We start from the raw sequence: 24,894 nt of genomic DNA on the forward strand, positions 1-24,894 counted from the left end.
GAGCCGGCCATGTCCGACGACCGCGAACCGCCCGGGACCGCGCTCGAAGAGGTCCTGCGGGAGATAGAGGACGCCGAGGCCCGCGCCGACGACCCCGAGAGGGAGCGGCGGCGCCGCCGGGGCGAGGCCGCCGAGGCCATCACCCCCAACCAACGGGCCCAGGAGAGGTCCCAGGGCGACGAGTCCACCGGCGACGAACCACCTCGACACTCCAACGACAAGTGACAGACCTGAAATTCACCGGGACGAGTGAACTAGATCTTGCGCCCGGCCGCGCAGGGATGCTGCGCGCTCCGGCGGGGTAGCTACCGGCTCCGAAGGCCGGCCTTGACGCCGGTCCCGCAAGCCCCCTGCCGAGGTGGAACGGACATGACGCCACCGGCCACTCCCCCTGCCCGTACTCGTGTCAACGGTCCCTACACCGTGGTGGAGCTGGCGGGCGAGATAGATCTCGCGACGGCCGGTTCCGTCGCGGACCACCTGGACGCGGCGACGGCCTCGGCGGCTGTCGACGTGCTGGTGGATCTGCGCGGGGTGGAGTTCTTCGACTGTTCGGGGCTGCGGGTGCTGTGCCGGGCCCAGGACCGGGCGGTGCGGGGCGGCGGGCGGTTGCGGATCGTCTGCGACCAGCCGTATCTGCGCCGGCTGTTGGGCGCGACGGGCCTGCTGGGCCGCTTCCCGCCGCTCGCCTCGCTCCCCGACGGTCTGCCGGACCGTACGCCCTGACCGGTCCGGACCGCCCGCGAGCGGCCCGGACACTCCGTACGCGATGACCCCAGGGGCCGGCGGGCGGCCCCACTCCGCCCGTCCGGCCCCTGGGTTGCGAGATCGCGGTCGTCCCGTGTCCATTGGCCCGCACTCCCCACGTCACAGGCCTGTCGCGGCGTCCACGGGAGCCACGCGATCCCGGTCTCAGAAGGCGAAGAGACTGCTCTCGGCAGCGTTCTTCACACATTCGTTGGCGAACGTGCGCTCGAAGGCGATCCGCTTGCCCTGCCACACCCCGTCGACGGTCACGACGACGGGGTCGTACTGCTTGGTGCACATCGCGTCACCCGGACCCGCGAGGGCAGCCGGGTCACCGCCGACGGCGCGCAGTTCCGCGCAGGCCGGGGCGGGCGCGGGATGGGTCCCGGAGGGGCCCGGCATACAGCTCAGGGTGACGGCCCGGGCGGCGCCCGCGGTCGCGGCGGTCTCGCCGTGGCCGAGGGTGAGCACCAGCGCCGAGGGTGCGTAGAGCGAGGCGGGGGCGGCGGCCGGGGCGGCGAGCGCGGCCCCGGTCAGGGGAGCGCAGACGGTGGCGGCCGTGAGGCCGAGGGTCGCCGCCCAGCGCGCGGTGTTCCGCATTGTGTGCATCCTTCCGCTTGATTCGGGGGTGTGCCGTGCCGGCCCGATCGGAGCCGAACGCGGCGACCGCGAGTCTGCCGAGTCCACGGCGGAAACTCACATCGACCCCACGGGTTTCAGTAACCTTGCGTATTGAATCAGTGGCGTGAAGTCACGGACTTCGAACGTTCCAACGCCGGAAGCAAGCGCTTCATGATCCCTTCCGTCGGCCGGATGGCCGGATTCCACGGGTTCGTTAATCGGCCTGAAACATTCCGCTCCTGCCCTCTTTCCGCTCTCGGCTGACCCCTTCGCGACCCCTTGTGTTCATGGACCACTGGAGTAATCGTCATTACATGATTACTTCGGAGCAGAGAGAGAAGCTGAGGGGTTGGTTCGCCGGGCGGCTGCCCGACGACCTGTTCGAGGAACTCGTCGAGGTCGTGGTGGACCGCGAGGAGATCACCGTGATCGGCCGGGTCCCCGCGCCGCGGCTCGCCGACGACGCCCCGGCCGCCGAGCGGGAGGCGGCCGTCACGGCCCGGATCCAGGAGTTCCGGGAGCGCACCCGGGAGGCCCGGATGGCCGTGGCCCGGGACGCCGAGCACCGGTTCGGCCGGAAGGTGTCCTGGGGCGTGGTGTGCGACGGGGAGCGCGCTCTGTTCACCCACATCGCGGCGCCGGTGATGACCCGGCTGCGGCAGCCCGAGCGCCAGGTCCTGGACACCCTGATCGCCGGCGGTGTGGCGCGCAGCCGCAGCGACGCGCTCGCCTGGTGCGTCCGGCTGGTCCAGCGGCACACCGACGACTGGCTCACCGAGCTGCGGGAGTCCCTGGAGCACGTCCAGCGGGTACGGGCCCAGGGGCCGGACACGGAGGAGGTGACCGACCACCGGGACGATTCGTCCTCTCGGAACACGGAAGAAGGATGATCCGGCGTCCTCTTCACCAACGTCCCGGGCCGGTTCGTCGGTCCGCTGGGCGATCTGGCGAACGGCATCGACATCAGCCCGCCGCTGTCCCTGGCCGTCGCCGCCGTCCTCCACCTCGCGCTGCTGCGGCTGTTCCCCGAGCCCCGGGCGGCGTACGGGCCCGAGGGGCCACGCCTCGCCCGCGCCGTGGAGGTGCCGGTTCCGCCGATCACCGGTCCCGGCGCGGCGGTTGACGCGGGGGCGTTGATGCTCCTATTGCTGTCAAGTGGTCTGGATCCAGTCGCGGTAGGCATGGGCGAGGTCGTCGTCTCGGCTGAGGCCTCGTTCAAGTCTGGAGATGGTGGTGGGCCAGACGCCGAAGTGCTGGGCGACGGCGGTGAGGGTGATGTTCTTTGCTTGCCGTAGGGGCCGCAGGTCGGCGATGCCGGGGACGGTGACGGTAGTGGTGAGGCAGCGGAAGATCTCCCGGGCGATGGCTCGTTTCAGGAGCCGGATGATCTCCTTCTTCGTCCGGCCGGCAGCTGTCTGGCGGGCCACGTATGCGCGGGTTGTGGCGTCGCTGGACATGCGGACGAGAGCGATGCGGTAGAGAGCCGCGTTGGCGTCCCGGTCGCCGCCCCGGGACAGGCGGTGCCGGTTCGTTCTGCCGCTGGAGGCGGGGACCGGGGCAACGCCGCACAGGGCGGCGAAGGATGCCTCGGTCCGCATGCGTTCGGGGTTGCCTCCGGCGGTGACCAGCAGCTGTGCCGCGGTGTCGGGGCCGACGCCGTAGGCGGCTCGCAGGCCGGGGTTGTGGGCACTGACCTCGCTGTCCAGGGCCCGGGTCAGGGCCTCGTGTTCGGCGGTCAGCTCCTTGACGCGTCGGGCGAGGATCTTCAGCGCGGTGAGGACCGCGGTGTGCACCGCGTCCCCGGCCGGTCGTAGCCGGGCCAGGGCATCAGTGCGGTCTGTCCCGCTGAGCTGCCTGTATTTGGCGCGGATGGTCTCGGGTGCGGTGAAGAGGAGGTGGGTTATCTGGTTCAGGGCGGCGGTGCGTGCCTTGACGGCGGAGCGGGCGGCGTTGTGCAGGGCGCGTATGCCGGAAATGGTGTCGTCCTTGGGCGCGGCCTGGGCGCGTCCGGACAGGGCGGCGCGGGCGGCGGCGTAGGCGTCGATGGGGTCGGACTTGCCGATGCGGCGGCGTTCGGCCCGGTCGGGCCGGTTGACCTCCACGACGTGAAGGCGCGCTGAGCGGGCGGCGCGGGTGAAGCCGGCGCCGTAGGAGGCGGTGCCTTCCACGCCGATCGCGCTCACGTTTCCGTGGGCGGTCAGGAAGGCCAGGGCCGCGGCGTATCCAGCGGCGGTGGTACTGAACTCGGCGTCCGCGAGGTGGCCTCCGTTGTCGCTGATCACCGCAACGTGAATGGTGTCGGCGTGGGAGTCGACCCCACCGAACACGTCCTGGTCCGCGGTGTCCTCCACAACCTCTGATGTCATGCTGATGGTGCCTTCCCAACCGGAGGTGGGCACCGGCCGGGCGGCGCAGACAGGACATTGAAGGGGCTTCTGGACCAAGCTCCTGACTTGTTGAATTGAGCCCAGATGCTCGGTCTGCAGCCGTAGCGTCCAGGGTGTCGGTCGGCACGGGCCCGCAGTGCTCCTTGCCGCCTTCGGGCTGGCTCACTGATAGCGTGCCGCCGCCGGCCGACACCCGCGCGGTGTGGCTCGACAGAGGCATGAAGGTGACACGGTGACTTCAAGTCAGGGTGCCCACCGCACTCCCCTTCCTGTCTCATCGAGTGCGAGGGCACCAGACTGTGATCCTGATCGGCATCGATCCCCACAAGTCGTCCCACACCGCCGTCGCCGTCGACGCCGCCGGCCACCAGGTGGCCCAGCGCCGGTTCGTCGTCAACGCCGGGACCTTCCGCCAGCTGACGCGCTGGTGCGAGCAGTGGCCCGACCGTCGTTTCGCGGTCGAGGGTGCCGGCGGCCTGGGCCGCTCGGTCGCCCAGCAGCTGGCCGCCGCGGGCGAGACCGTGGTCGACGTGCCCTCCACCTTGTCGGCCCGGGCCCGGCTGCTGGCCACCGGCGGTGACCGCAAGACCGACGCGAAGGACGCCCTCCACGTCGCCCAGGTCGCCCTCTTCCGCCATGATCTGCGACCCGTGGTCCAGGAAGACCAGACCACGATCCTGCGGCTGCTGACCGAGCGGCGGGACGACCTGGTCCACGAGCGCACCCGCGTCCTCAACCGACTTCACGCCGTCTTGCGCGATCTCCTGCCCGGCGGAGCACCCACCGGCCTGTCGGCCGACAAGGCCGCCGCCCTGATGAAGGCGATCCGGCCGGTCACGGCCACCGACAACTGCCGCCGCGACATAGCCCGTGATTTGCTGGCCGACCTGCGCAGACTGGACCGGCAGGTCAAGGACAACGAAACCGAGATGCGCGAGGCCGTCGCCGCGACTCACACCACGCTGACTACCCTGCCGGGGCTGGGGACCGTGCTGGCCGCGAAGGTCCTCGGCCACATCGGGGACATCAGGCGCTTCCCCACAGAGCATCACTTCGCCAGCTATACCGGCAGCGCGCCCCTGGACGCCTCCAGCGGCAACAACGTCCGCCACCGGCTCAACACCGGTGGCAACCGTGCGCTGAACTCGGTCCTGCACACCATCGCCGTCTGCCAGATCCGCGACGGCGGGCGCGGGCAGGACTACTACCTCCGCAAGATCAGTGAGGGGAAGACGCCTTCGGAGGCCCGCAGGGCTCTCAAGCGACGGTTGTCCAACGTGGTCTACCGGATCATGAAACGCGACCACCGGACTCATCTCGCTCAAGCCGCTTGACACACAGAGGCGCTATCAGGTCATGTTCCGCCCGGCCGGAGCCATGAGAACAGGTCCCGGCGGCCGGACAGAACAACCGGAAGACAGCCCAGCAGGGCGTCAGTCAGACCCCGAGCCACGGCCGCCGGAACCTGAGTATCAGCATCAATGTCAGACCCGGCCTCTACCGTGCGGGCATGACTCATTTCGTGTTGGTGCCGGGCGCGTTCCTGGGGGCGTGGGCCTGGGACGAGGTGGCGGCCCGGTTGCGCGCCGCCGGGGACGAGGCCCATCCCCTGACGCTGTCCGGCCTCGCCGAGAAGGCCGGGGTGCCCGCCGGACAGCAGACGCATGTGCGGGACGTCGTGGCCGAGGTGGAGCGCCTCGGCGTACGGGACGTGGTGCTGGTCGGGCACAGCTACTCGGGGATCCCGGTGGGCCAGGCGGCCGAGCGGCTCGGCGACCGGCTCGCCAGGGTGGTGTACGTGGACGCGAGCGTCCCGTTCACCGGGGAGTCCTTCCTGTCGGGCTGGGACAGCGACCACGTCCGCGCGGCGATCGAGGCGAACGCGGGCGTCTGGCCCCCGCTCGGTGCCGACGACTGCGTGGGGCAGGACCTGACCGACGAGCAGATCGCCGGGGTGCTCGCCCGGGCCACCGCGCATCCCGGGGCCACCCTCACCGAGCCCGCGGAGCTCGAGGGTTCCGCGGGCGACCTTCCCTCGACGTACATCAAGTGCCTGCTCGACGGGGACGCCCCGCCGCCGGCCGTGGCGGAACTCCTCAAGGGCGACACCTGGGAGCTGGTGGAGATGGACACCGGCCACTGGCCGATGTTCTCCCGCCCCGCCGAACTGGCCCGGATCCTGCGCGCGTCGGTCGCCGCGCACCAGGGGGTGTAACACCCCCTTGGGGGTGTTTCGAAAGTCCCGCACAGCACCCGCGGCGCCCGGCACGTACTCGCGCCGCACCGGCCGAAACCCCAAGTACGTCCAGTACGAGGGCTTTCGTCCGGCACGCCGAGAGCACGCACCGGACACCGCGGGCACCGCACAGGACTTTCGAAACACCCCCTGGCCGCCCCCTTACTACCCGCCGGTATCGTCGCCGTGCGCGCGGGCTCGACGACGAGAGGCGGTTGGCACGGATGGCCAAGCACTGGGCGGACTTCCAGTACGAGATCTATCTCCACGGGATGACCGGCAGGGTGCCCCGGCTGCCCACCGACCTGACCCGGCTCGAGGAGCTGACCGAGCGGCGGCTCGGGCCGGGTCCGGTCGGGTATGTGGCGGGCAGCGCGGGGGACGGCAGCACGGCCCGGGCGAACCGCGCGGCCCTGGAGCGCCGCCGGATCGTGCCGCGCATGCTGCGGGACGTCCATGAGCGGGATCTGTCGGTCGAGGTGCTGGGCCGCGCGCTGCCCGCGCCGCTGGCGCTCGCCCCGGTCGGGGTACTGTCGATCATGCATCCGGAGGCGGAGTCGGCGGCGGCCCGGGCGGCGGCCGCGCAGGGGGTGCCGTACATCCTGTCGTCCGCCTCCAGCACCCCGATGGAACAGGTCGCCGAGGCGATGGGGGACGCCGAGCGCTGGTTCCAGCTCTACTGGTCCAAGGACCGCGAGGTGGCGCGGAGTTTCCTGAACCGGGCGAGGGCGAGCGGCTTCACGGTGCTCGTGGTCACCCTCGACACCCCCATGCTGGCCTGGCGGCCGCGCGACCTCGACCAGGCGTATCTGCCGTTCCTGCACGGCGTCGGCACCGCCAACTACTTCTCGGACCCGGCCTTCCGGGCGGGCCTGGCCAAACCGCCGGCCGAGGATCCCGACGCGGCCGTGCTGCACTTCCTCGGCCTGTTCGCGGACCCCGCGAAGACCTGGCCCGACCTCGCGTTCCTGCGGGAGAACTGGGACGGCCCGATCGTCCTCAAGGGCATCCTGCACCCGGACGACGCCCGGCTCGCCGCGGACGCCGGGATGGACGGTGTGGTCGTCTCCAACCACGGCGGGCGGCAGGTGGCCGGTTCGATCGGCGCCGCCGACGCGCTGCCCCGGGTGGCACGGGCCGTGGGCGACCGGCTGACCGTCCTGTTCGACAGCGGTGTCCGCACCAGCGACGACGTCTTCAAGGCCCTCGCCCTCGGCGCCCGGGCGGTCCTCCTGGGCCGCCCCTACGTCTACGGCCTCGGCCTCGACGGACAGCCCGGCGTCGAACACGTGATCCGCTGCCTGCTCGCCGAGTTCGACCTCACGCTGGCTCTGTCCGGCCACGCCACACCGACGACGGTGGGCCCCGAGGACCTGGCCGAGGACGGGGAGTAGACCCCGGCAGGGCCCCCACCGCCACCCGGGTCGGCTCTCAGGCCGTTCCCTCCTCCAGGTCCACGCGCTGGGCCGAGGGCGGGGCGTCCGTGCCGGTGACGGCGAGGGAGCCGGGGGTGGCGGAGGCGCTGTCGGGCAGCCAGCGCTGGGCGTCGGAGTGGTCGCGGACCTTCACCACGACGTCGGCGCCCGCCTCGGAGCCGGCGGTGGTCAGCGCGAGCGCGTCGTCCCAGCGGGGCAGCAACTCGCCCTGGACGGTGAAGTCGTAGCGGACGTCGTCCGCGCGGGTGTCCCCGGCGTCCACGCAGGCGCCGAGGATGACGACACCCGCGTCGGCGTGGGAGTCCACGCACAGATCGGACTGGGCCGCGCTGCGGAGCTGACCGTCCGCGCCGTACGACCACTGCTGGGTGGCGTCGGTTCCGCAGGCGGCGAGTTCCAGGGCCGCGCCGGCCTCGGCCTTGCCCCGGACGTCCAGGCAGAGGTCGGCCTCGGCGTCGCGGAGCCGGGTCCGCTGGGGTGCGGTGGGGAGCTGGACGGTACCGGGGGTCGTCGGGGAGGCGGTGGCGGCCGGGGCGTCGGGGGCGGGGACGGCACCGCTGGTGGAGGCGGCCGGGTCGGTGCCGCCGTCGTCCGCCCACATCCCGGCGGCGAGGAGGGTGGTCAGCAGTCCCGCCGAGGCGAGACCCACACCGGTGAACAGGGCGCGCGGGGACCGTGTTCCGTCGGCCGCGCGGCGGCGCGGCGAGGGGATGCGCGAGAGGAGCCCGCCGCCGCGGGGACCGCCGCCCCGGTGCCGGGCGGAGCCCCTGAGCCGCACGGGCTGCTGGGCGCGGCCGGGGCGCGAGTCGTGATAGCGGCGGGCGCCCCAGCCGAGGACGGCCTCGGCGAGCAGGACGCCGAGTCCGTCCTCGAAGTGACCGAGCTGTTCGGCGGCGGCCCGGCAGTAGCGGCATTCGTCGAGATGCCTGCGGACGTCCGGCAGCAGGTCGCCGCCCCGGCGGATGGGCACGTCGAGGAGTCGGTTGTAGAAGCGGCACTCCTTGCTCGGGGCGAGGTCCCGGTGGGCGCGGACGAGTCCCTCGCGGAGCTTGTCGCGGGCCTGTTCGTACACGCCGGTGACCATCTCGGTGTCCATGCCGAGGAGTCCGGCGGCGGCCGTGATCGGTTCGGCCTCCACCTCCACGTGCCACAGGACGCAGCGGCCGACCGCGGGCAGGCTCTGGAAGGAGCGCTCGGCGAGCACCCGGTTGTCCGGGGTCATGGACTTCGCGGCCCGCATCCCCCGGGCCCCGGCGGGCTTCGTCAGCACCGGCAGAACGCCGGATATGTTCTCGTCGGCGGCCCACAGCCGGGCCATGTCCCGCACGGTCACCAGCAGTCGGGGGCGCAGCGCGGTGCCCGGCTCGCCCAGCTTCAGCCGGTCGAAGACCTGGTGGACGGCTGCCGCGGTGAGCATGTTCGAGACGTTCCCGGAGGACGCGAGGCAGATCACCGCGTACTCGTGGACCGGCCGCCAGTGCCGGGCGATCAGCAGCGCCGTGGACTCGGCGACCTCGCTGTCCGTGCCGCCGCGGATCCCTGCGGCGAGGGACTCGTCGGATTCTCCGGGGCCACCGCCGGGCGGCGGGTAGAGAGGGCGAGGCGGCTGCGCGGTCGGCACTGAGCGGTTCCTTTGGTACGTACCTGTTGGTGCGACGGGGAGCGTGTGCTCGCACCACGGGCGTCACACAGGGACCCGGCCGTCACCCCCCGCTCGGAAGGTTCACCATTGCACAACTAAGTCGCGCGCAACAAGGCGCGAGGACAACCTGCCCCTTGTTGAAAGGAAGTCGACAACAAGGGCGGCCGAATGCCCCCCGGTACGCCCTTCGTCCGTTCTTGCGCCCCGTGTGAAAGAGACGCACGCGCGGGGGTGTCGCGCACCTTCCCGAGGGGGGCGGCGCGTAGTGGACTGGACCCCGGCCACTTCCTCGGAGGCCCCGCGCAGGACGGCGGCTCTCCTGCGCGCCACGGCCGCCGGCCCTGTTCCTCCCGCCCTGGGCCGGCGGCCCCAACCATGCCCGGGGACAAGCCGGGACGTCGGCTATATCTGCCAGGACCGCAGCCGGTCGGCGGCCCCGTACACATCGGTCTTGCCGTCGATCAGGTCACGGGCGAGGTCGACGAGGGCGCCGTAGGGCGGGTCGATGCCGACGCCGCTGACGAACATGTAGGCCACCGCGGTCGCACAGGCGAACCGGGCGTTGGCCGAGGGCAGGGGCTTGAGCAGGGTGAGGGTGTGCAGCAGGGCCGCGGCCCGCCAGGCCGGGTCGGAGTCGACGCCGAGCCGGGGCGGGTCGACCCGGTGCCGGGCGACGGCGGCGACCAGCGCGGAGAAGTCGTTGACGGTGGGCTGGTCCGGAAGGACCTCTTCGTGGCGCTGGAGCAGCCAGGGCACGTCGATGTGGATGACGGGTGTCATCGGTCAGGCGACCCGCCCCTCGCCCTTGACGGAGGGTTCGTCGTCGGGGAAGGCCGCCGCGAACTCGTCGGCGTGCGAGGCGAAGAACGTGCGGAACGCCTCCGCCCCCTCCTGCAGCGCCCGGTGCCGCGCGATGTCGGCGGCGGCCGCCTCCCGTACGAGCGCCTTCATCGACGTACCGCGCTCCTTGGCGATCTGCCGCAGGTCCTCCAGCTCGCGATCGCTGAACTCCACATTGAGGGCTGGCATGCCCTCACGGTACCGCCCGGGTACTTACTCGTAAATATCCCCAGGTCACGTGAGTGTCCGGGCGGTACCGAAGGCGTGCCTACCCTTGGTCGGCGACAAAGGACGCCAGCCGGGCCAGGGCGGCGTTCCAGTTGATCGCGGTCTCGTTCGTGGACCAGGACTGGATGTCGTCGATGTAGCAGAACTGGCCCACGCACCCCTGGAGCTTGCTCTGCGCGTAGGGGTCCTGGATGCTCGAGTTCGCGCCGCCCGCGAGGGTGCCCTTCGGCGGGTCCGGGAGGGTCGGGTCGAGCTGGTGGGCGTACCAGCGGCTGTGCTGGTGGTGGGAGGCGACCTCGCCGTAGCCGGTGACGTACGACTGGTTGAGCGCGTTGCGGCCGAGGACGTAGTCCATGCTCTGGACGGCCCCGTCGCGGTACTTCGCGGCGCCGGTGAGGTCGTAGGCGGTGGCGATGACGACCGCGTTGTTGAGGACCTGGTGGCTGGAGCCCCAGTCGTAGCGGTTGCCGTCGGGTGCGTAGGGCATGCCGTACGGCTGGCCCTCGAGGGTGGCCAGGTACTTCTGCGCGCCCTTCACCACCGACGCGCGCACCGTGTCGCGGCCCGGCAGCCGGCTGGGGACGAGGGCGAGGTCGAGGCGGCCGGCGGCGGCCGTGCGGGACCAGTCGAAGCCGGTGGGGGCGAAGATGTCGGCGGTGTGGACGGGGGAGGTGAGCACCTGGTCGCGGAACTGCCGCTCGCCCGTGGTGAGATACAGCTCGGCCGCCGCCCAGTAGAACTCGTCGGTGGCGTCGCCGTCGTCGTACGTGCCGCCGCCGTTGCCGTCGCTCGGGCTCGCGTGGACGTCGGGGTGTGCGAGGGCCGCCGCCCAGGCCTTGCGGGCCGCCGTCAGGGCCTTCGCCGCGAACGCCTTGTCGTAGGGCCGGTAGAGGCGGGCCGCCTGCGCGGCCGTGGCGGCGAGGTTGAGGGTCGCGGTGGTGGTCGGCGGGTGCAGTTCGCGTTTCTGCGGGTCGGCGCTCGGCAGCAGGGGCAGGCCTGTCCACTGCTCGTCGTGGATCTTGTGGTGGGCCATGCCGGCGAGCGGCCGGCCGTCCGGTACCTGCATCCTCAGCAGGAACTCCAGCTCCCAGCGGGCCTCGTCGAGGACGTCCGGCACCTTGTTGCCGCTCTCGGGGAGGGCGAGGGTGCCGTCGCCGAGCGCCGAGGGCCGGCCGGTGCGGGCGTACAGGGAGCGCTCGTAGGTGCTGAGCAGTTCCCAGGTGGCTATGCCGCCGTTGACGACGTACTTGCCGTGGTCGCCGGCGTCGTACCAGCCGCCGCTGACGTCGAGGCGGTAGTCGCACACGCCCGACTGGCAGGGGACGTCCGTGTCGCCCTGGTTGGGCGCGACGCCGATGTGGCCGGCCGCCCTGCCGTAGCCGGGCCGCAGGTCGTCCCGGATCGCGATGCCGCTGCGCTGGGTGTAGTAGTACTTCACGGCGTCCAGCCGCAGTTGCTCGTAGGCGGCCGTGCCGATGTCGAACGGGCGGCTGGTCTCGCCGTCGACGACCAGGGTGAGGCCCGTGCCGCGCGTGCGGTAGGCACCGAAGTCGAGCGAGTGGACGTTCTGCCCGGAGGAGACGTCGACACCGCGCGGGACGGTCCAGCCGTGGGCGACGGTCGCCCCGGCGGCGTTCCTCAGCCGCCAGGGCAGCTTCGTGGTCGCGTCGGTGACCAGGGTGGCGTTCTTGGGTCCGGCGGGCAGATAGGCGACCTGGTTGACGCGCACCCGCGGCCCGGTGTCCGGCTCGTACACCTCCGGGGGCACCCCGCCGAGCAGCGACACGTCGTCCAGGCAGAACCGCCAGGGCTCGGCGCTCCCGCCGACCTGGAAGGCGACCTGCCCCTGGGTGGAGTCGACCGGTGAGGTGAAGGTGTACGCGTAGGAGTCCCCCGACTCACCGAGCACCGGCGTCGCCTCGTACCAGGTGTCGTACGGCGCGACGCCGAGCCCCACGATCGCCCGCACCACATGCCCCTCGGGCACCCCGGAGGCGGCGAAGGAGAACCGGTACGAGGAGCCCTTGACCAGGGTGATCTCGTTCTGGCCGACCGCGGAGTCCCAGCGGTTGACGGTGCCACCGGGGACGTCCGCGCACAGCCGTCCGTCGGACGCCGCGGCGGTGACGTTGCTGGTCCACCAGGGGTCGGCGGTGGTGTCGAAGGTGCCGTTCCTGACCTGTTCGACCTCGTCGGCGCCGGCCTGCTGGGCGGGCAGCGCGGTGAGGGCCGCGCCCAGCAGGGCCGCGAGGGACAGCAGGGCGGTTCTGCGTCGTTTCACGTCCGGGCTCCTCGATCGGCGACATGGGAGCGCTCCCAAAACAGGCGCGGAGGATATGTTTGTCCCAGTCATGACACCCCGTCAACGGTCCGGACGCGACCGGTGCCCCGGTTCCGCCCGGACCGCGGAGGGGCTACGCCTCCAGTCTGCTGACCCGCACGGCCCCTCGGACCGACCCGGGAGCGGCGCTGGTGAACGTCAGCCGCAGCCGGGAGCCGCGCACCGCGTCGAAGGTGACGACGGTCGGCGCGTCGGAGTCGGTGGCCCAGTCCACGGCCGCCCCGGTGACCGGTGTGTACCGCTCCCCGTCCCCCACCGCGACCTCGACCGAGGCGGGCAGGCCGTGGGTCGCGTCGACGGTGAAGGAGACCGCCACCCGGTCGAAGTCCCGGGTACGCCCCCAGTCGACGGAGACCCAGTCCGTCGTACGGGCCCCGCTGAAGGCGGGCAGCAGGGCGGTGGCCGACTTGGCGAAGGCGTTGGACCAGCCGGTGGCCGGATTCCCGTCCAGCATCGCGGCGGGCAGGGTGTCCGCCCGACCGGAGTAACCGGCGTCCGCGTAAGGGTATTTCACGGGCTCCGGGTAGTCGGGCGCGAACTCGGCCGGGGGCGTGGCGGCCACCGAGCGGGCCCGGACGGTGCGCACGGTGACGGTGCCCGGGCGCAGCCCCTCCCCGCGCGCGGTCACCTTCAGGGGTCCCGCCCCGGTTCCCGAGCGCACGATCGCGAGGGCCTTGCCGTGGAAGGCGGTCCGGGTGCTCGCCTGGTACCGCTCGGCGCTCTCCTCGCGCCCGTTGTCGAGCCCGGCGAGCGAACCGCCGCTCACCGCGAAGGAGAGGAGGTGCTCGGCGTCCGGGACGACGACCCCGTGCGCGTCGACGACGTCGGCGGTGACGAAGACCAGCGAACGCCCGTCCGCCGGAAGGGAGGTGCGGTCGGCGGTGAGGCGCACGGCGTGCGGGGCGCCGGCCGTGCGCAGGACGTCCGTGGCGACGACCTTGCCGTCACGCCGGGCGACGGCCTTCAGCACGCCTGGCGCGTAGGGGACTCTCCACGTCAGGTGGAGTTTGCCCGCGCTGCCGTTGGGGCTGGTGTAACTGCCCGGGTAGGGGCCGGTGGTGAAGGTCTTGTCGTCGCCGGTGGGTTCGGTGGTCTCCAGGTAGGTGCGGCCGTCGACGGTCGTCTTCCGGTCGAACTTCCTTACGCCCAGGGACGTTCCGTTGAGGTACAGCTCGACGGTGTCGACGTTGGAGTAAGCCCACACCTCGACCGTGGCGCCGGGCTCGTGGTTCCAGGTCGCCGGCAGCAGATGGACCATCGGCTCGTCCGTCCACTGGCTTCTGAACAGGTGGTACATGTCCTTGGGGAAGCCCGCCGTGTCGACGGCGCCGAAGAAGGAGGCCTTCACGGGGAAGACGTTGTAGGGCGTCGGCTCGCCGATGTAGTCGATGCCGGACCACAGGAACTGCCCCGCGAACCACTTCCGGTCCCGGTCCTTCTTGTGGCCGTACTCGCCGCTCATGGTCCAGGAGGCGAGGTTGTTGTCGTAGGAGGAGGTGGCCCGCCTGCCCGGGGTGTGGTTCTCCCCGGTGTTCAGGTGCTCCGGTTCCTGGTACGTGCCCCGGGTGGAGGTCTCCGAGGAGGACTCGGACTCGAACAGGAAGAGGCGCGGGTAGGCGGCGTGCAGCACGTCCACGCTCTTCGCGGTGTTGTAGTTGAGGCCGAGACCGTCCAGCTTGGCCAGCATCAGGTCGGCGGCGGAGCCCTTCGCGGGCGGGGTGCGGTACTTGTCGGAGCCGATGACGAGCGGGCGGGTGTCGTCGGCGCTCCTGATCGCGGCGATGATCCGGTCGGCCATGGCGAGACCGGCGGTGGAGGTGGAGTCGGGGATCTCGTTGCCGATGGACCACAGCACGACGGCGGGCGAGTTGCGGGCGGCGAGCACCATCTCGGTGGCGTCCTTCTCGCACCACTCGTCGAAGAACCGGCCGTAGTCGTAGCGGGTCTTGCCGGTCCGCCAGCAGTCGAAGGCCTCGACCATCATCACGATGCCCAGGTCCTCGCAGACCTCGATCATCTGGGGCGAGGGCGGGTTGTGGGAGGTGCGGAAGGCGTTGACCCCCATCGACTTCATGATCGTCATCTGGCGGCGGATCGCGTCGGCGCTCACCGCCGCGCCGAGGGCGCCCAGGTCGTGGTGGAGGTCGACGCCCTTGATCTTGGAGTGCCTGCCGTTGAGGAAGAAGCCCTCGTCCGCATCGAAGCGGAAGGTGCGGATACCGAAGGGGGTGCGGCAGGTGTCGACGCGTCCGCCGGCGACCTTGAGCTCGGTCTCCAGGGTGTAGCGGTGGGGCGCCGTGAAGTCCCACAGCCGTGGGTCGGGGACGGTGAGCTCATGGGTCTGCGTGGCCCGCTCGCCGACGGTGACCGTGGAGGACGTACGGGCGACGGTACGGCCGTTCGGGGCGACGATCCGGGAGACGACCTCGACCTCGGCGTCCGCGCCGGAGGCGTTCTCGACGGCGGTCGCCACCCGGACGAGCGCGCGTTCGCCGGTGACCTCGGGGGTGGTGACGTACGTGCCCCAGCGGGCCACGTGCACCGGTTCCGTGACGACCAGGCGGGCCTCGCGGTAGATGCCGCTGCCGGAGTACCAGCGGCTGCTGGGGAGACGGTTCTGCACCTTGACCGCGATCACGTTCTCGGTGGTGCCGTCGGTGTGCAGCAGCTCGGTCAGGTCGAGGGCGAAGCCGGTGTAGCCGTAGGGGTGGCGGCCGACCTCGGTGCCGTTGCAGTAGACGAACGCGTCCATGTGGATGCCGTCGAACTCGACCGCGATCCGCTTGCCGGCGTGGGCGGGCGACAGGGTGAAGGCGCGGCGGTACCAGCCGAGGCCGCCGGGGAAGAAGCCGGTGCCGCTCGTGGTGCCGTGCTCGGTGGTGGGGGTCTGCTCGATGCTCCAGTCGTGCGGGACGGCCACCTCGCGCCAGGCCGAGTCGTCGTATCCGGGGGCGGCCGCGTCGGCGTACGCGCCGGTGGGGTCGGTGAGCCCGCCCGGGTCGACCAGGGCGAAGCGCCAGCCGTCGCGCAGGGCGACCGTGTGGCGGCCGGTGGTGCGCGCCGCCTCGGCCGACTCGGCCGGACCGGCGAGGAGTGCTCCGGCGGCCGGGGCGGCCGTGGAGGCGATCAAGACGGATCTGCGAGTGACTGTCACTGGCGGCTCTCCCTCTGAGGACCCAGAAGTACTCACAACTGATCTGGCGACTGATCGTGACCAAACAGAATCTGACGACGCGCCCCTCCCGCCCGTCAAGGGGCCGGGGATGTGTTGACGCCCCACGGGTGACAGCTGCGTCCGGCAGGCCACTTCGGCCGGAATCGGCCCTTGACCTCGGCCGGAACGCGATCGACCGGACCCCTGAGGGGGTTCCCGTCCGCCCGCGAGCGGGACGGACTAGGCTGGAACGGATGTGGCGCGCCTGTTCACTGTGAGTGTCCGCGATGGAGTGGCGACGATGAGCCCGGAGTATCCGTTCGACGAGGCCGCGACGGCCCGGGTGGTCGTCGACGACACCGGCACGGTCGTCGGATGGAACGAGGGCGCCCGCACCCTGCTGGGCTGGACACCGGCCGAGGTCGTGGGCCGGCCCGTGGGAGAACTCCTCGCCGCGGGAAGACCACCGGCCCCCACCGGCCCCCGCTGGGACGGAACACTCGCGCTGCGCCACCGCGACGGCAACGCCGTACGGATCTGGCTGCTCGCCCACCACCGCCCGGCCCTCCTCGACACCCCGGGCACCTGGCTCGTCGTGACCCCGCTCGCCGGCGGGGACCACCACTCCCCCGACGACCCGCTGGCCACGGCCGCGCTGATCCAGTCCCCGTGCGCGGTCGCCGTCTACGACGAGCGGCTGCGGCTGTCCCGGGTCAACGACGCGATGGCCGCGGCGATCGGCCTGCCCGAGGAGCGCATCAAGGGGCTGCGGCTCTCCGAGATCGGCGGCCGGCCGCAGAGCGCCGAGCTGGAGGCGCACATGGCCCGGGTGCTCGCCAACGGTCGGGCCGAGGACATCCAGATCTACACCCGCACCGGCGGCGAGGACCGGGCGCACGCCTGGCTGGCCCGGTTCAAGCCGGTCACCGACGCCCGGGGCCGGGTGCGGGGCGTGTGTCTGGCCGCGCACGACTTCACCGAGAACTACCTCGCCCGCGAGCGGTTGCGGCTGGTCAACGAGGCCAGCCGGCGGATCGGCAGCACCCTCGACGTCACGCGGACGGCACAGGAACTGGCCGCGGTGTGCGTGCCCGCGCTCGCCGACTTCGTCAGCGTCGACCTGCTCGACCCGCGGGACGGCGGGGACCCGCCGTCCCGGCTGACCGCCCCGCTGGACCTGCGCCGGGCCGCGCACCACTCCGTCGACCCCGGCAACCCGATGGCCGTGGCCAAGCCCGGCGAGGTCCAGCACTACCCGGCGGGCTCTCCCCAGGCCGACTCGCTGATCGCGGGCCGCACCATGGTCGCCGCCGTCGACGAGCTGAACGTGTGGCTGGCCTGGGACACCCTGCGCGGTGATCGTGTGCGCGAGTTCGGCATCCACTCCACGATGTCCGTGCCCGTCCGCGCCCGGGGCACCACGCTGGGGGTCGCGGTCCTCACCCGCTACCGGCGGCCGGATCCCTTCACCCCGGACGACGTCCTGCTCGCCGAGGAGATCACCGCCCGGGCCGCCGTCTGCATCGACAACGCCCGGCGGTTCTCCCGCGAGCGCGACACCGCTCTCGCCCTGCAGCGCAGCCTGCTCCCGCGCTCCCTGCCCAAGACCGCCGCCGTCGACGCCGCCTCCCGCTATCTGCCGGCCGCGCGCGCCGGGGTGGGCGGTGACTGGTTCGACGTGATCCCGCTGTCCGGGATGCGGGTCGCGATGGTCGTCGGGGACGTCGTCGGACAGGGCATCCAGGCCTCGGCCACGATGGGCCGGCTGCGGACCGCCGTGCGCACCCTCGCCGACATCGACCTGGCCCCGGACGAACTCCTCACCCACCTCGACGATCTCGTCGTACGGCTCTCCGAGGAGGCCGGGAGCGAGGGCAGCCCCGGGGAGGTCGGCGCGAGCTGTCTGTACGCGGTCTACGACCCGGTGTCCCGGCGGTGCACGCTGGCCCGGGCCGGGCATCCCGCGCCGGTGCTGTTGCGGCCGGGGGCCGCGCCGCGCCCGGTCGATCTGCCGGCCGGTCCCGCGCTGGGCGTCGGCGGGCTGCCGTTCGAGTCGGCCGAGCTGGATCTGGCCGAGGGCAGTGTCCTCGCGTTCTACACGGACGGGCTGCTCGCGTCCGGCGAGCGGGAGGCGGAGCAGGGGGACCGGCTGCTGAGCGAGGCCCTCGCCGCGTACGCCGACTCCCTGGACGAGACCTGCGACCGGGTGCTGCAGGCCCTGCTGCCTGCAGGGGGCGTCGCCGACGACGTGGCGCTGCTGCTGGCCCGCACCCGGGGGCTGCCCGCCGCGCAGGTCGCGACCTGGGACATCCCCGCCGATCCGGCGCTGGTCGCGCCGATCCGCAAGCAGGTCGTCGCCCAGTTGGCGCACTGGGGGATGAGTGGGGCGTCGTTCACGGCCGAGCTGGTGGTGAGCGAGCTGGTCACCAACGCGATCCGGTACGGGGCCCACCCGATACGGCTGCGGCTGATCCATGACGCGACGACGCTGATCTGTGAGGTGTCCGACACCAGTCACACCGCGCCGCACCTGCGGCGGGCGAAGACCTGGGACGAGGGTGGGCGGGGATTGCTGCTGGTCGCGCAGCTCACGCAGCGGTGGGGAAGCCGGCATACGCCGGAGGGGAAGACGATCTGGGCGGAGCTGGGGCTCGTCGAGGAGGAGTAGGGCGTACGTCGTGGTGGGTTAGGTTGGAGGGCGGCTGCGGGTCGTACTGGGCTGGTCGCGCCCACGCGGCGGAGCCGCAAAATCAATACAGCCCCGCGCCCCCGGGTGGGTAGACGGGCCCTGAACCACCGTCCTGAACCCGCTCCGGAGATCTGCCCTGAACGCCCCGCTCGCCGAAACCCTGTCCGTCTCGCTGCTCGTCGCGTCGCTCGCCTGGGCCGTTCTGCGGCCCGCCGGGCGGTCGGAGGCGTTCGTCGCCGTTCCCGCCGCTGTCGTGGCCGTGGGGCTGGGGGCCATCTCACCGGGCCATGCGCTGGAGGAGGCCGAGCGGCTCGGGCCCGTCATCGGGTTTCTCGCCGCGGTGCTGGTGCTGGCGCACCTGTGTGACGTCGAGGGGCTCTTCACCGCGTGCGGGGCGTGGATGGCGCGGTGGGCGGCGGGGCGGCCCCGGCGGCTGCTCACCGCGGTGTTCGTGCTGGCCTCGGTCGTCACCGCCGTGCTCAGCCTGGACGCGACCGTGGTGCTGCTGACGCCGGTGGTGTTCGCCACGGCCGCCCGGATGGGCGTGCGCTCGAAGCCGCACGTCTACGCCTGCGCGCATCTGTCGAACACGGCCTCGCTGCTGCTGCCGGTCTCCAATCTGACCAACCTGCTGGCGTTCACGGCGAGCGGGCTGAGCTTCACCCGGTTCGCGGCGCTGATGGCACTGCCGTGGCTGGTCGCGGTGGGCCTGGAGTACGCGGTCTTCCGGCGGTTCTTCGCCGACGACCTGCCCGCCGGACCGTCCGGCGCCGAGCCGGTCCCCGACACCGGTCCCCCGCCCGCGCTGCCGCTGTTCGCGCTGGTCACGGTGGGGTGCACGCTGGCCGGGTTCGTGGTGGCCTCGGCGCTCGGGATCGAACCGGCGTGGGCGGCGCTCGCCGGGGCACTGGTGATGGCCGGGCGGGCGCTGGCGCGGCGGCGGGTGACGCCGGTGGCGGTGGTGCGGTCGGCGGCGCCCGGCTTCCTGGCGTTCGTGCTCGCCCTCGGGATCGTCGTTCGGGCGGTCGTCGACAACGGGCTCGCCGACGCGCTGCGGCACGCCCTGCCGGACGGCTCGGGGCTGCTCGCGCTGCTCGGGGCCGCCGCGCTGGCCGCCGTGCTCGCCAACCTGATCAACAACCTGCCCGCGGTCCTGGTGCTGGTCCCGCTGGCCGCCCCGGCCGGGACCGGAGCCGTCCTCGCGGTGCTCCTCGGGGTGAACATCGGCCCCAACCTGACGTACGCCGGTTCGCTCGCGACGCTGCTGTGGCGGCGGGTGGTGCAGGAGCGCGCGGAGCACGTCGGGGTAGGGGAGTTCACGCGGCTCGGCCTGCTCACGGTGCCGGTCACGCTGGGGGCGGCGGTCGTGGCGCTGTGGGTGTCGCTCCAGGTGGTCTGAGCCCGCTCCCCCGTGGTCGGCGTCAGGGGCGTTTGCCGCCGAAGGAGGAGCCGTTTCCGTAGCCGTATCCGTCGTACCCGCCGTACCCTCCGTACCCGCCCGAGGAGCCGTAGCCGGAGCCTCCGTAGCCGTACCCGGAGCCGCCGCCGCTGCCGCTGCCGCCCCAGGTGCAGTAGTACCAGGAGGAGTAGGAGCAGGAGGTGCCCGAGGAGGGGGTGGAGGAGTTCCTCGTCCCCGGGGTCGCGGTGGCCGAGGGCGTCGGGTCGGCCGTCTTCGGCTCGGCCGCCTTGGGGGTGGGCGTCGGGGCCGGGGTGGCGGACGCGGTGTCGTCGGCGCCCCAGTTGACGAACTCCATCTGCGGGTCGGGCTGCGAGGTGTCGATCACCCAGCGCTGGGACGTGCCGTTCGCCCGGTTCTTCAGGACCAGGGCTCCCGAGCCGTCGGTGGCGGCGGGGGCGAGGGCCAGGTTCTGGTCGGAGCGCGGGACGAGGGTGCCCTGGAGGGTGAAGTCGTACCGGACGTTCCTGGCGGCCGCCGCGGCGGAGTCCGTGCAGGTGCCGAGCCGCACGGAGTAGCCGAGGTGGGAGTCGAGGCACAGGTTCGGGTCGGCGGAGCTGCGCAGCAGTCCGTCGGTCTCGTACGTCCACTGCTGGCCGGCGTCGGAGGAGCAGGGGGCGAGCTCGGTCTCGGCGCCCTTGACCGCCTTGTTCCCGGCCACACCGATGCACAGCCCGGAGGCGACGTTGTGCAGCCGGCCGCGCAGGGTGCCCTGGGTCTCCTGGTCGGCGATCCAGGACGGGGTGTCCGTGGCGGTGTCGGTGCCCGCGGACGGGGTCTTCGGGGCTCCGTCGGCGGCGCTGCCGGTTCCGCCGTCGGAGCCGAGGGCGGCCCACACCACGAGCGGCAGGACGACCATGCCGCTGACGGTCAGGACGGCGGCGGTGAGGTTGCGGCGGCGGGCCCGGCGGGCCGCCTTGCGGTCCGAGCGGCGGGACGCGGGACGGAGGGCGACCTCGGCGCCCGCACGGGGAGCGGTGGGGACGGCGGCCGGCAGTGGTGCGGCGGTGCGGCCCGGGGTGCCGGACGGGGCGCCGGAGGCGGTGGGGGTACGGGGCTCGGCCGGTGCGGCGTCGAAGGCCTCGCCGACCGCGGCCGGATGCCGCTCCCGCTCCGGGGCCGCCGTTCGGGGGCGTCCGTCGGCGGTGGCCCGGCCCTCCAGATAGGCGCCGGCCGCCCAGCCCAGGATGCCCTCGGCCAGGGCGACGCCCAGGAGCCCCTCGAACTGGAGCAACTGGTCGGCGGTGTGGGCGCAGTGGCGGCACTGCTCGGTGTGGGCGCGCAGATCGGGGTCGACATCGATGCCGCCGCGCCGGCAGGTGACGTCCAGGAGCCGGTGATAGCGGTGGCACTCGTCGTCGGTGGCCTGTTCGCGGTGGACCTGGAGGACCTCCTCGCGCAACCGCTCGCGGGAGCGGCGCAGTTCGACGTGGGCGCCCTCCTCGTCGAGGCCGAGCAGCCCGGCCGGGATCGCGAGGGGTTCGGCCTCGGCCTCGGTGTGCCAGAGCAGGCAGCGGGCCGACTGGGGCAGCCGCTGGAAGGCGCGGGCGATCATGCGCCGGTTGGCCGGGGGAAGCAGCCGGGCGGCCACCGGGGTGCCCTCGTCGTCCTCGGCGCGCAGGGCGGGGTGGAGCAGGTCACGGGGGCCGTCGGAGTCCCACTCGGCGGCGATCCGGCGGACGGTGGCCAGCAGATGGGGGCGCCAGGCGGCGGTGGGCCCGCCCTGGTGCTGGGTCGCGCCGAACAGCCGGGTGAAGGCGGCCGTGGTGAGCATGCCGGCCGCGCGTTCGCCGTCGGTGCACAGCCGCGCGTAGGCGAAGGCCGCCTCCCAGTGCCGGTCCAGCAGCTCGCCGACGGGGTGGAGCGCGGGCTCCTCCCCCGGCCACTGCGTCAGTTCCGCGCTCAGTTGTTCGTCCGTCGCGTCGAGGCGGCGAGCCGAAGGGGAATTCGACAGGCCTGCGTCATTCACGGCTGCATTCCTCCTGGAGACATGTCCTGGGGGAGAGGGACATGCGGCAATAGGCAGGGTTCGACACCTGTGAGGTCAGCGGAGGAGCCAGCTCTTGTGAAGCGTGGGGAGTGTGACGGAACACAGGGGTCTCGCGCGCACAGGGGAAAACGTTGTCCGTGCGCCGACACGCCACACCTTCGCACAGCCGGACCAGGAGGAACAAGAGATCTCGCGGTTTCGTGCACCCTGTGCGTGAGCAGCGGAATTGACGAATCGTCAGTCAGCTGTCTGCGTTCGGGACGGTCCCGGTATCGGTGTCCCCTTTTGCCGTCGTTTTCTGGGTCCGTTTCCCCGGACGTCAATTGTGGCGCGCATTCCGTCCCGGTACGCGCCCGGCGGACTCCCATAGCGCTCGCGGAACACCCGGGTGAAGTGGAACGGGCTCGCGAATCCGGAGGCCGCGGCGACGCGTTCCACGGAGAGGCCGGTGCCCTCCAGCAGCCGGGCGGCGTGCCGCAGCCGTGCCTCGCGCAGGGCCCGCATCGGGGACTGGCCGGTCTGCTCGGCGAAGAGGTGGGAGAGGCGGGAGGGGGACAGTGCCACCCGTGCGGCGAGGGAGCCGACGGTGTGCGGGGCGCCGGGGTCGGCGGCGAGGATCGCCTGGACACGCCGGACGCGCTCGTCGAGGCCGGGCCGCGGGAGCGGCGGGCGGGCGGCGGCCGTGGTGAGCAGGACGGCCTCCTCCAGCGCGCACAGGGCGAGTTCGCGCGCGGCGGCACCGTGCGCCACGACGATCCCGGAGGTCTCCGGTGCCGCTTCGTGCGCTCCCCCGGTCCACCGGGCGTCGGCGTACAGGCGCCGGAAGGCCGCCTCGACGCGTCCGTGCAGGGCCGTCGGGACGGGAGTGACGGCGTACAGGCCGTCGCCGGTGCCGTAGGGGCGCAGCCACGGGGTCCAGGAGGGGCGGGCCTGGCAGTGCGCCCACCAGAACCGCCAGTGCGGGGCGCCGGGTTCGACGCCGTAGCTGTGCGGGACGCCCGGTGCGAGGACGACCAGATCGCCCGGGCCGGCCCGGACCTCGCTCGCGCCCTGCCGCAGACGTCCTCGACCGCCGGTCGTCCAGGTGAACAGCCAGCTGTCCGATCCCCCGGGCCGGTTGACGCCGTACCCGGCGGGCTCGTCGAAGGGGGCGGCCACCACCAGGCCGGGCGGCGGGGAGGGGTCCCCCGGCCCGGCAGGGGCGGGCAGGTCCTCAGCACGCATGGGCATCCTCCGGGGGGCGCTGTCCGCCTCACGATAAGGGGGTCGATCAAGGAGGCAGACATGCTGCGCCAGTACGAGGAGGACGGCTTCACCGTCGTCCGGGGGCTGTTCGGGTACGACGAAGTGGTACGGCTACGGGAGGAGTTCGCGGGGCTGCCGGCGGCGGGGCGGCCGATCCCGGGGCACTTCGAGCCGCGGGCCGGTGACGATCCGCTGGACCACAGTCCGCGGGTGATGCATCCGCACGAGATCAGCGCGCTCGCCCGGCGGGTGCTGCTGGACGGGCGGGTGCGCGAGGTGCTGGAGACGCTGCTGGGCGAGGAGGTGCTCGCCGCGCAGAGCATGTACTACTTCAAGCCGCCGGGGGCGCGGGGGCAGGCGCTGCACCAGGACAACTTCTATCTGCGGGTGGAGCCGGGGACGTGTGTGGCGGCCTGGCTGGCGTGCGACCCGATCGACCGGGGCAACGGAGGGCTCGAAGTCGTGCCCGGGACGCATCGGATGGAGGTGTTCTGTCCGGAGGTGGCGGACGCGGAGGTGTCGTTCGCGCGGGAGTACGTGCCGCCGCCGCCCGGGCTGGCGCCCGTGCCGGTGGACATGGCGCCGGGGGATGTTCTGTTCTTCAACGGGAGTCTGGTGCACGGTTCTCCGCCGAACCGGTCCGCCGACCGGTTCCGGCGGTCGTTCATCGGGCACTACGTGGGGCGGTCGGCGGAGCGGATCGGGCGGTACTACCGGACCATGTCGATGAGTGGGGCGCGGGTTCCTCTGGGGGAGAGTGAGGGGGCGGGGCCCTGTGGGACGGAGTTCGCGTCGCCGTCGGGACCGCATTAGTACGGGCCCGCGCCCCTTCAGCCGGCCTCAGTGACCGGCGACGGGATGGGGCGCGTAGGGCTGTTCCAGCTCCTCCAGCTCCTTTTCGGTCAGCCGGAGTTCCACCGCTGCCACCGCGTCCTCGAGGTGCCGCGGCTTCGAGGCGCCGACGATCGGGGCCGTCACCGGGCTCTGGTGGAGGAGCCAGGACAGGGCCACCTGGGCTCGGGGGACGTCGCGGGTGGCGGCGATGCGGGAGACCGCGTCGACGATGGTGTGGTCGCCCTCGAGGTAGAGGGTGCTGCCGAAGGTGTCGGTGGCGCTGCGGTCGGTGCGGGTTCCCCAGTCGCGGGTGAGGCGGCCGCGGGCCAGGGGGCTCCAGGGCAGGACGCCCACGCCCTGGTCGGCGCAGAGCGGCAGCATCTCGCGCTCCTCCTCGCGGTAGAGGAGGTTGTAGTGGTTCTGCATGGAGACGAACGTCGTCCAGCCGTGGCGTTCGGCGGTGTACTGCATCTTGGAGAACTGCCAGGCGTACATCGAACTCGCCCCGATGTAGCGGACCTTGCCCGCCCTGACGACGTCGTGCAGCGCCTGCATCGTCTCCTCGACCGGGGTGTGCGGGTCGTAGCGGTGGATCTGGTAGAGGTCGACGTAGTCGGTGCCGAGGCGGGCCAGGCTGTGGTCGAGTTCGGCGAGGATCGCCTTGCGGGAGAGGCCGCCGCCGTTGGGGCCCGGGCGCATCCTGCCGTGCACCTTCGTGGCGAGGACGATCTCGTCGCGGCGGGCGAAGTCGCGCAGCGCCCGGCCGACGATCTCCTCGCTGGTGCCGTCGGAGTAGACGTTCGCGGTGTCGAAGAAGGTGATGCCGGCGTCCAGTGCCTGCCGGATCAGCGGACGCGAGGCATCCTCGTCGAGGGTCCACTCGTGCGCGCCCCGGTCGGGGACGCCGTAGGTCATGCAGCCCAGACAGATCCGCGACACGTCCAGGCCCGTCGAACCGAGCTTCACGTACTGCATCGTCGCTGCTCCTGACGTCGGTGTGGAGGACACGGAAAGGAGCGTACGTCGAGCCGCGCCGCTCCCTGGTCGG

At 72.5% G+C, this 24,894-nt stretch carries 19 protein-coding genes and 1 pseudogene; 10 read left to right on the forward strand and 10 right to left on the reverse strand.

The window, feature by feature from the left end; all coding sequences use genetic code 11:
* Window positions 1–9 precede the first annotated feature (9 nt).
* On the forward strand, window positions 10–225 hold the full coding sequence (locus OG852_RS06300) for a hypothetical protein (RefSeq protein WP_330347308.1): 216 nt from the start codon (window positions 10–12) through the stop codon (window positions 223–225).
* A gap of 144 nt (window positions 226–369) precedes the next feature.
* Entirely contained in the window at window positions 370–726 is a 357-nt protein-coding gene (locus tag OG852_RS06305) for an STAS domain-containing protein (protein ID WP_133915903.1), read from the forward strand.
* Between the two features lie 186 nt (window positions 727–912).
* Here the strand turns inward: OG852_RS06305 and OG852_RS06310 are convergent, their stop codons facing one another.
* A complete protein-coding gene (locus OG852_RS06310) occupies window positions 913–1,347 on the reverse strand; it encodes a protease inhibitor (RefSeq protein ID WP_133915902.1) in 435 nt (144 codons plus the stop codon).
* A 335-nt stretch (window positions 1,348–1,682) separates the two neighbouring features.
* Between OG852_RS06310 and OG852_RS06315 the strand changes: the two genes are divergently transcribed.
* Both OG852_RS06315 and OG852_RS06320 read left to right on the forward strand, forming a co-directional pair.
* On the forward strand, window positions 1,683–2,258 hold the full coding sequence (locus OG852_RS06315) for a hypothetical protein (RefSeq protein ID WP_330347309.1): 576 nt from the start codon (window positions 1,683–1,685) through the stop codon (window positions 2,256–2,258).
* A gap of 3 nt (window positions 2,259–2,261) precedes the next feature.
* A pseudogene (locus OG852_RS06320) lies at window positions 2,262–2,483 on the forward strand (cytosine permease); the annotation flags it as partial.
* A gap of 36 nt (window positions 2,484–2,519) precedes the next feature.
* On the opposite strand, the gene OG852_RS06325 reads toward OG852_RS06320, so the two are convergent.
* A complete protein-coding gene (locus OG852_RS06325) occupies window positions 2,520–3,734 on the reverse strand; it encodes an IS110 family transposase (RefSeq protein WP_330347310.1) in 1,215 nt (404 codons plus the stop codon).
* Window positions 3,735–4,054: 320 nt separating this feature from the next.
* Here OG852_RS06325 and OG852_RS06330 point away from each other — a divergent pair, with 320 nt between their 5' ends.
* The 3 genes from OG852_RS06330 (at window position 4,055) to OG852_RS06340 (ending at window position 7,385) form a co-directional block, all read left to right on the forward strand.
* Window positions 4,055–5,089: an IS110 family transposase gene (locus OG852_RS06330; protein ID WP_133918294.1), complete on the forward strand. Its 1,035-nt coding sequence runs from the start codon at window positions 4,055–4,057 to the stop codon at window positions 5,087–5,089.
* Between the two features lie 176 nt (window positions 5,090–5,265).
* Entirely contained in the window at window positions 5,266–5,970 is a 705-nt protein-coding gene (locus OG852_RS06335) for an alpha/beta fold hydrolase (protein ID WP_330347311.1), read from the forward strand.
* 245 nt (window positions 5,971–6,215) lie between these two features.
* Entirely contained in the window at window positions 6,216–7,385 is a 1,170-nt protein-coding gene (locus tag OG852_RS06340; RefSeq protein ID WP_330347312.1) for a lactate 2-monooxygenase, read from the forward strand.
* Window positions 7,386–7,422: 37 nt separating this feature from the next.
* Here OG852_RS06340 and OG852_RS06345 read toward each other — a convergent pair whose 3' ends face one another.
* The 5 genes from OG852_RS06345 to OG852_RS06365 all read right to left on the reverse strand — a co-directional run bounded on the left by OG852_RS06345 (window position 7,423) and on the right by OG852_RS06365 (window position 15,632).
* A complete protein-coding gene (locus tag OG852_RS06345) occupies window positions 7,423–9,048 on the reverse strand; it encodes an RICIN domain-containing protein (protein ID WP_330347313.1) in 1,626 nt (541 codons plus the stop codon).
* 423 nt (window positions 9,049–9,471) lie between these two features.
* Window positions 9,472–9,849, reverse strand: coding sequence for a toxin Doc (locus tag OG852_RS06350; RefSeq protein WP_133915542.1), 378 nt, complete (start codon window positions 9,847–9,849; stop codon window positions 9,472–9,474).
* 3 nt (window positions 9,850–9,852) lie between these two features.
* On the reverse strand, window positions 9,853–10,098 hold the full coding sequence (locus OG852_RS06355; protein WP_133915543.1) for a hypothetical protein: 246 nt from the start codon (window positions 10,096–10,098) through the stop codon (window positions 9,853–9,855).
* A 79-nt stretch (window positions 10,099–10,177) separates the two neighbouring features.
* On the reverse strand, window positions 10,178–12,418 hold the full coding sequence (locus tag OG852_RS06360; RefSeq protein ID WP_133915544.1) for a glycoside hydrolase family 9 protein: 2,241 nt from the start codon (window positions 12,416–12,418) through the stop codon (window positions 10,178–10,180).
* Between the two features lie 133 nt (window positions 12,419–12,551).
* Window positions 12,552–15,632 (reverse strand): glycoside hydrolase family 2 TIM barrel-domain containing protein, encoded by a 3,081-nt coding sequence (locus tag OG852_RS06365; RefSeq protein WP_133915545.1) that lies wholly within the window; start codon window positions 15,630–15,632, stop codon window positions 12,552–12,554.
* Between the two features lie 301 nt (window positions 15,633–15,933).
* On the opposite strand from OG852_RS06365, the gene OG852_RS06370 reads away from it, so the two are divergent.
* Together OG852_RS06370 and OG852_RS06375 are read left to right on the forward strand one after the other, a co-directional pair.
* Window positions 15,934–18,300, forward strand: coding sequence for a SpoIIE family protein phosphatase (locus OG852_RS06370; protein WP_330347314.1), 2,367 nt, complete (start codon window positions 15,934–15,936; stop codon window positions 18,298–18,300).
* 157 nt (window positions 18,301–18,457) lie between these two features.
* Entirely contained in the window at window positions 18,458–19,720 is a 1,263-nt protein-coding gene (locus OG852_RS06375; RefSeq protein WP_133915547.1) for an arsenic transporter, read from the forward strand.
* Window positions 19,721–19,742: 22 nt separating this feature from the next.
* Here OG852_RS06375 and OG852_RS06380 read toward each other — a convergent pair whose 3' ends face one another.
* Both OG852_RS06380 and OG852_RS06385 read right to left on the reverse strand, forming a co-directional pair.
* Entirely contained in the window at window positions 19,743–21,746 is a 2,004-nt protein-coding gene (locus OG852_RS06380; protein ID WP_330347315.1) for an RICIN domain-containing protein, read from the reverse strand.
* Window positions 21,747–22,004: 258 nt separating this feature from the next.
* Window positions 22,005–22,991, reverse strand: coding sequence for a helix-turn-helix domain-containing protein (locus OG852_RS06385; protein WP_330347316.1), 987 nt, complete (start codon window positions 22,989–22,991; stop codon window positions 22,005–22,007).
* 60 nt (window positions 22,992–23,051) lie between these two features.
* Here OG852_RS06385 and OG852_RS06390 point away from each other — a divergent pair, with 60 nt between their 5' ends.
* Window positions 23,052–23,825 (forward strand): phytanoyl-CoA dioxygenase family protein, encoded by a 774-nt coding sequence (locus OG852_RS06390; protein ID WP_330347317.1) that lies wholly within the window; start codon window positions 23,052–23,054, stop codon window positions 23,823–23,825.
* A gap of 27 nt (window positions 23,826–23,852) precedes the next feature.
* Here OG852_RS06390 and OG852_RS06395 read toward each other — a convergent pair whose 3' ends face one another.
* Window positions 23,853–24,821 carry an aldo/keto reductase gene (locus OG852_RS06395; RefSeq protein WP_330347318.1) on the reverse strand — a complete coding sequence of 323 codons (969 nt, stop codon included), beginning with the start codon at window positions 24,819–24,821 and terminating at the stop codon, window positions 23,853–23,855.
* Window positions 24,822–24,894: the final 73 nt, after the last annotated feature.

The sequence above is a fragment of the Streptomyces sp. NBC_00582 genome (assembly GCF_036345155.1).
Lineage (GTDB): Bacteria > Actinomycetota > Actinomycetes > Streptomycetales > Streptomycetaceae > Streptomyces.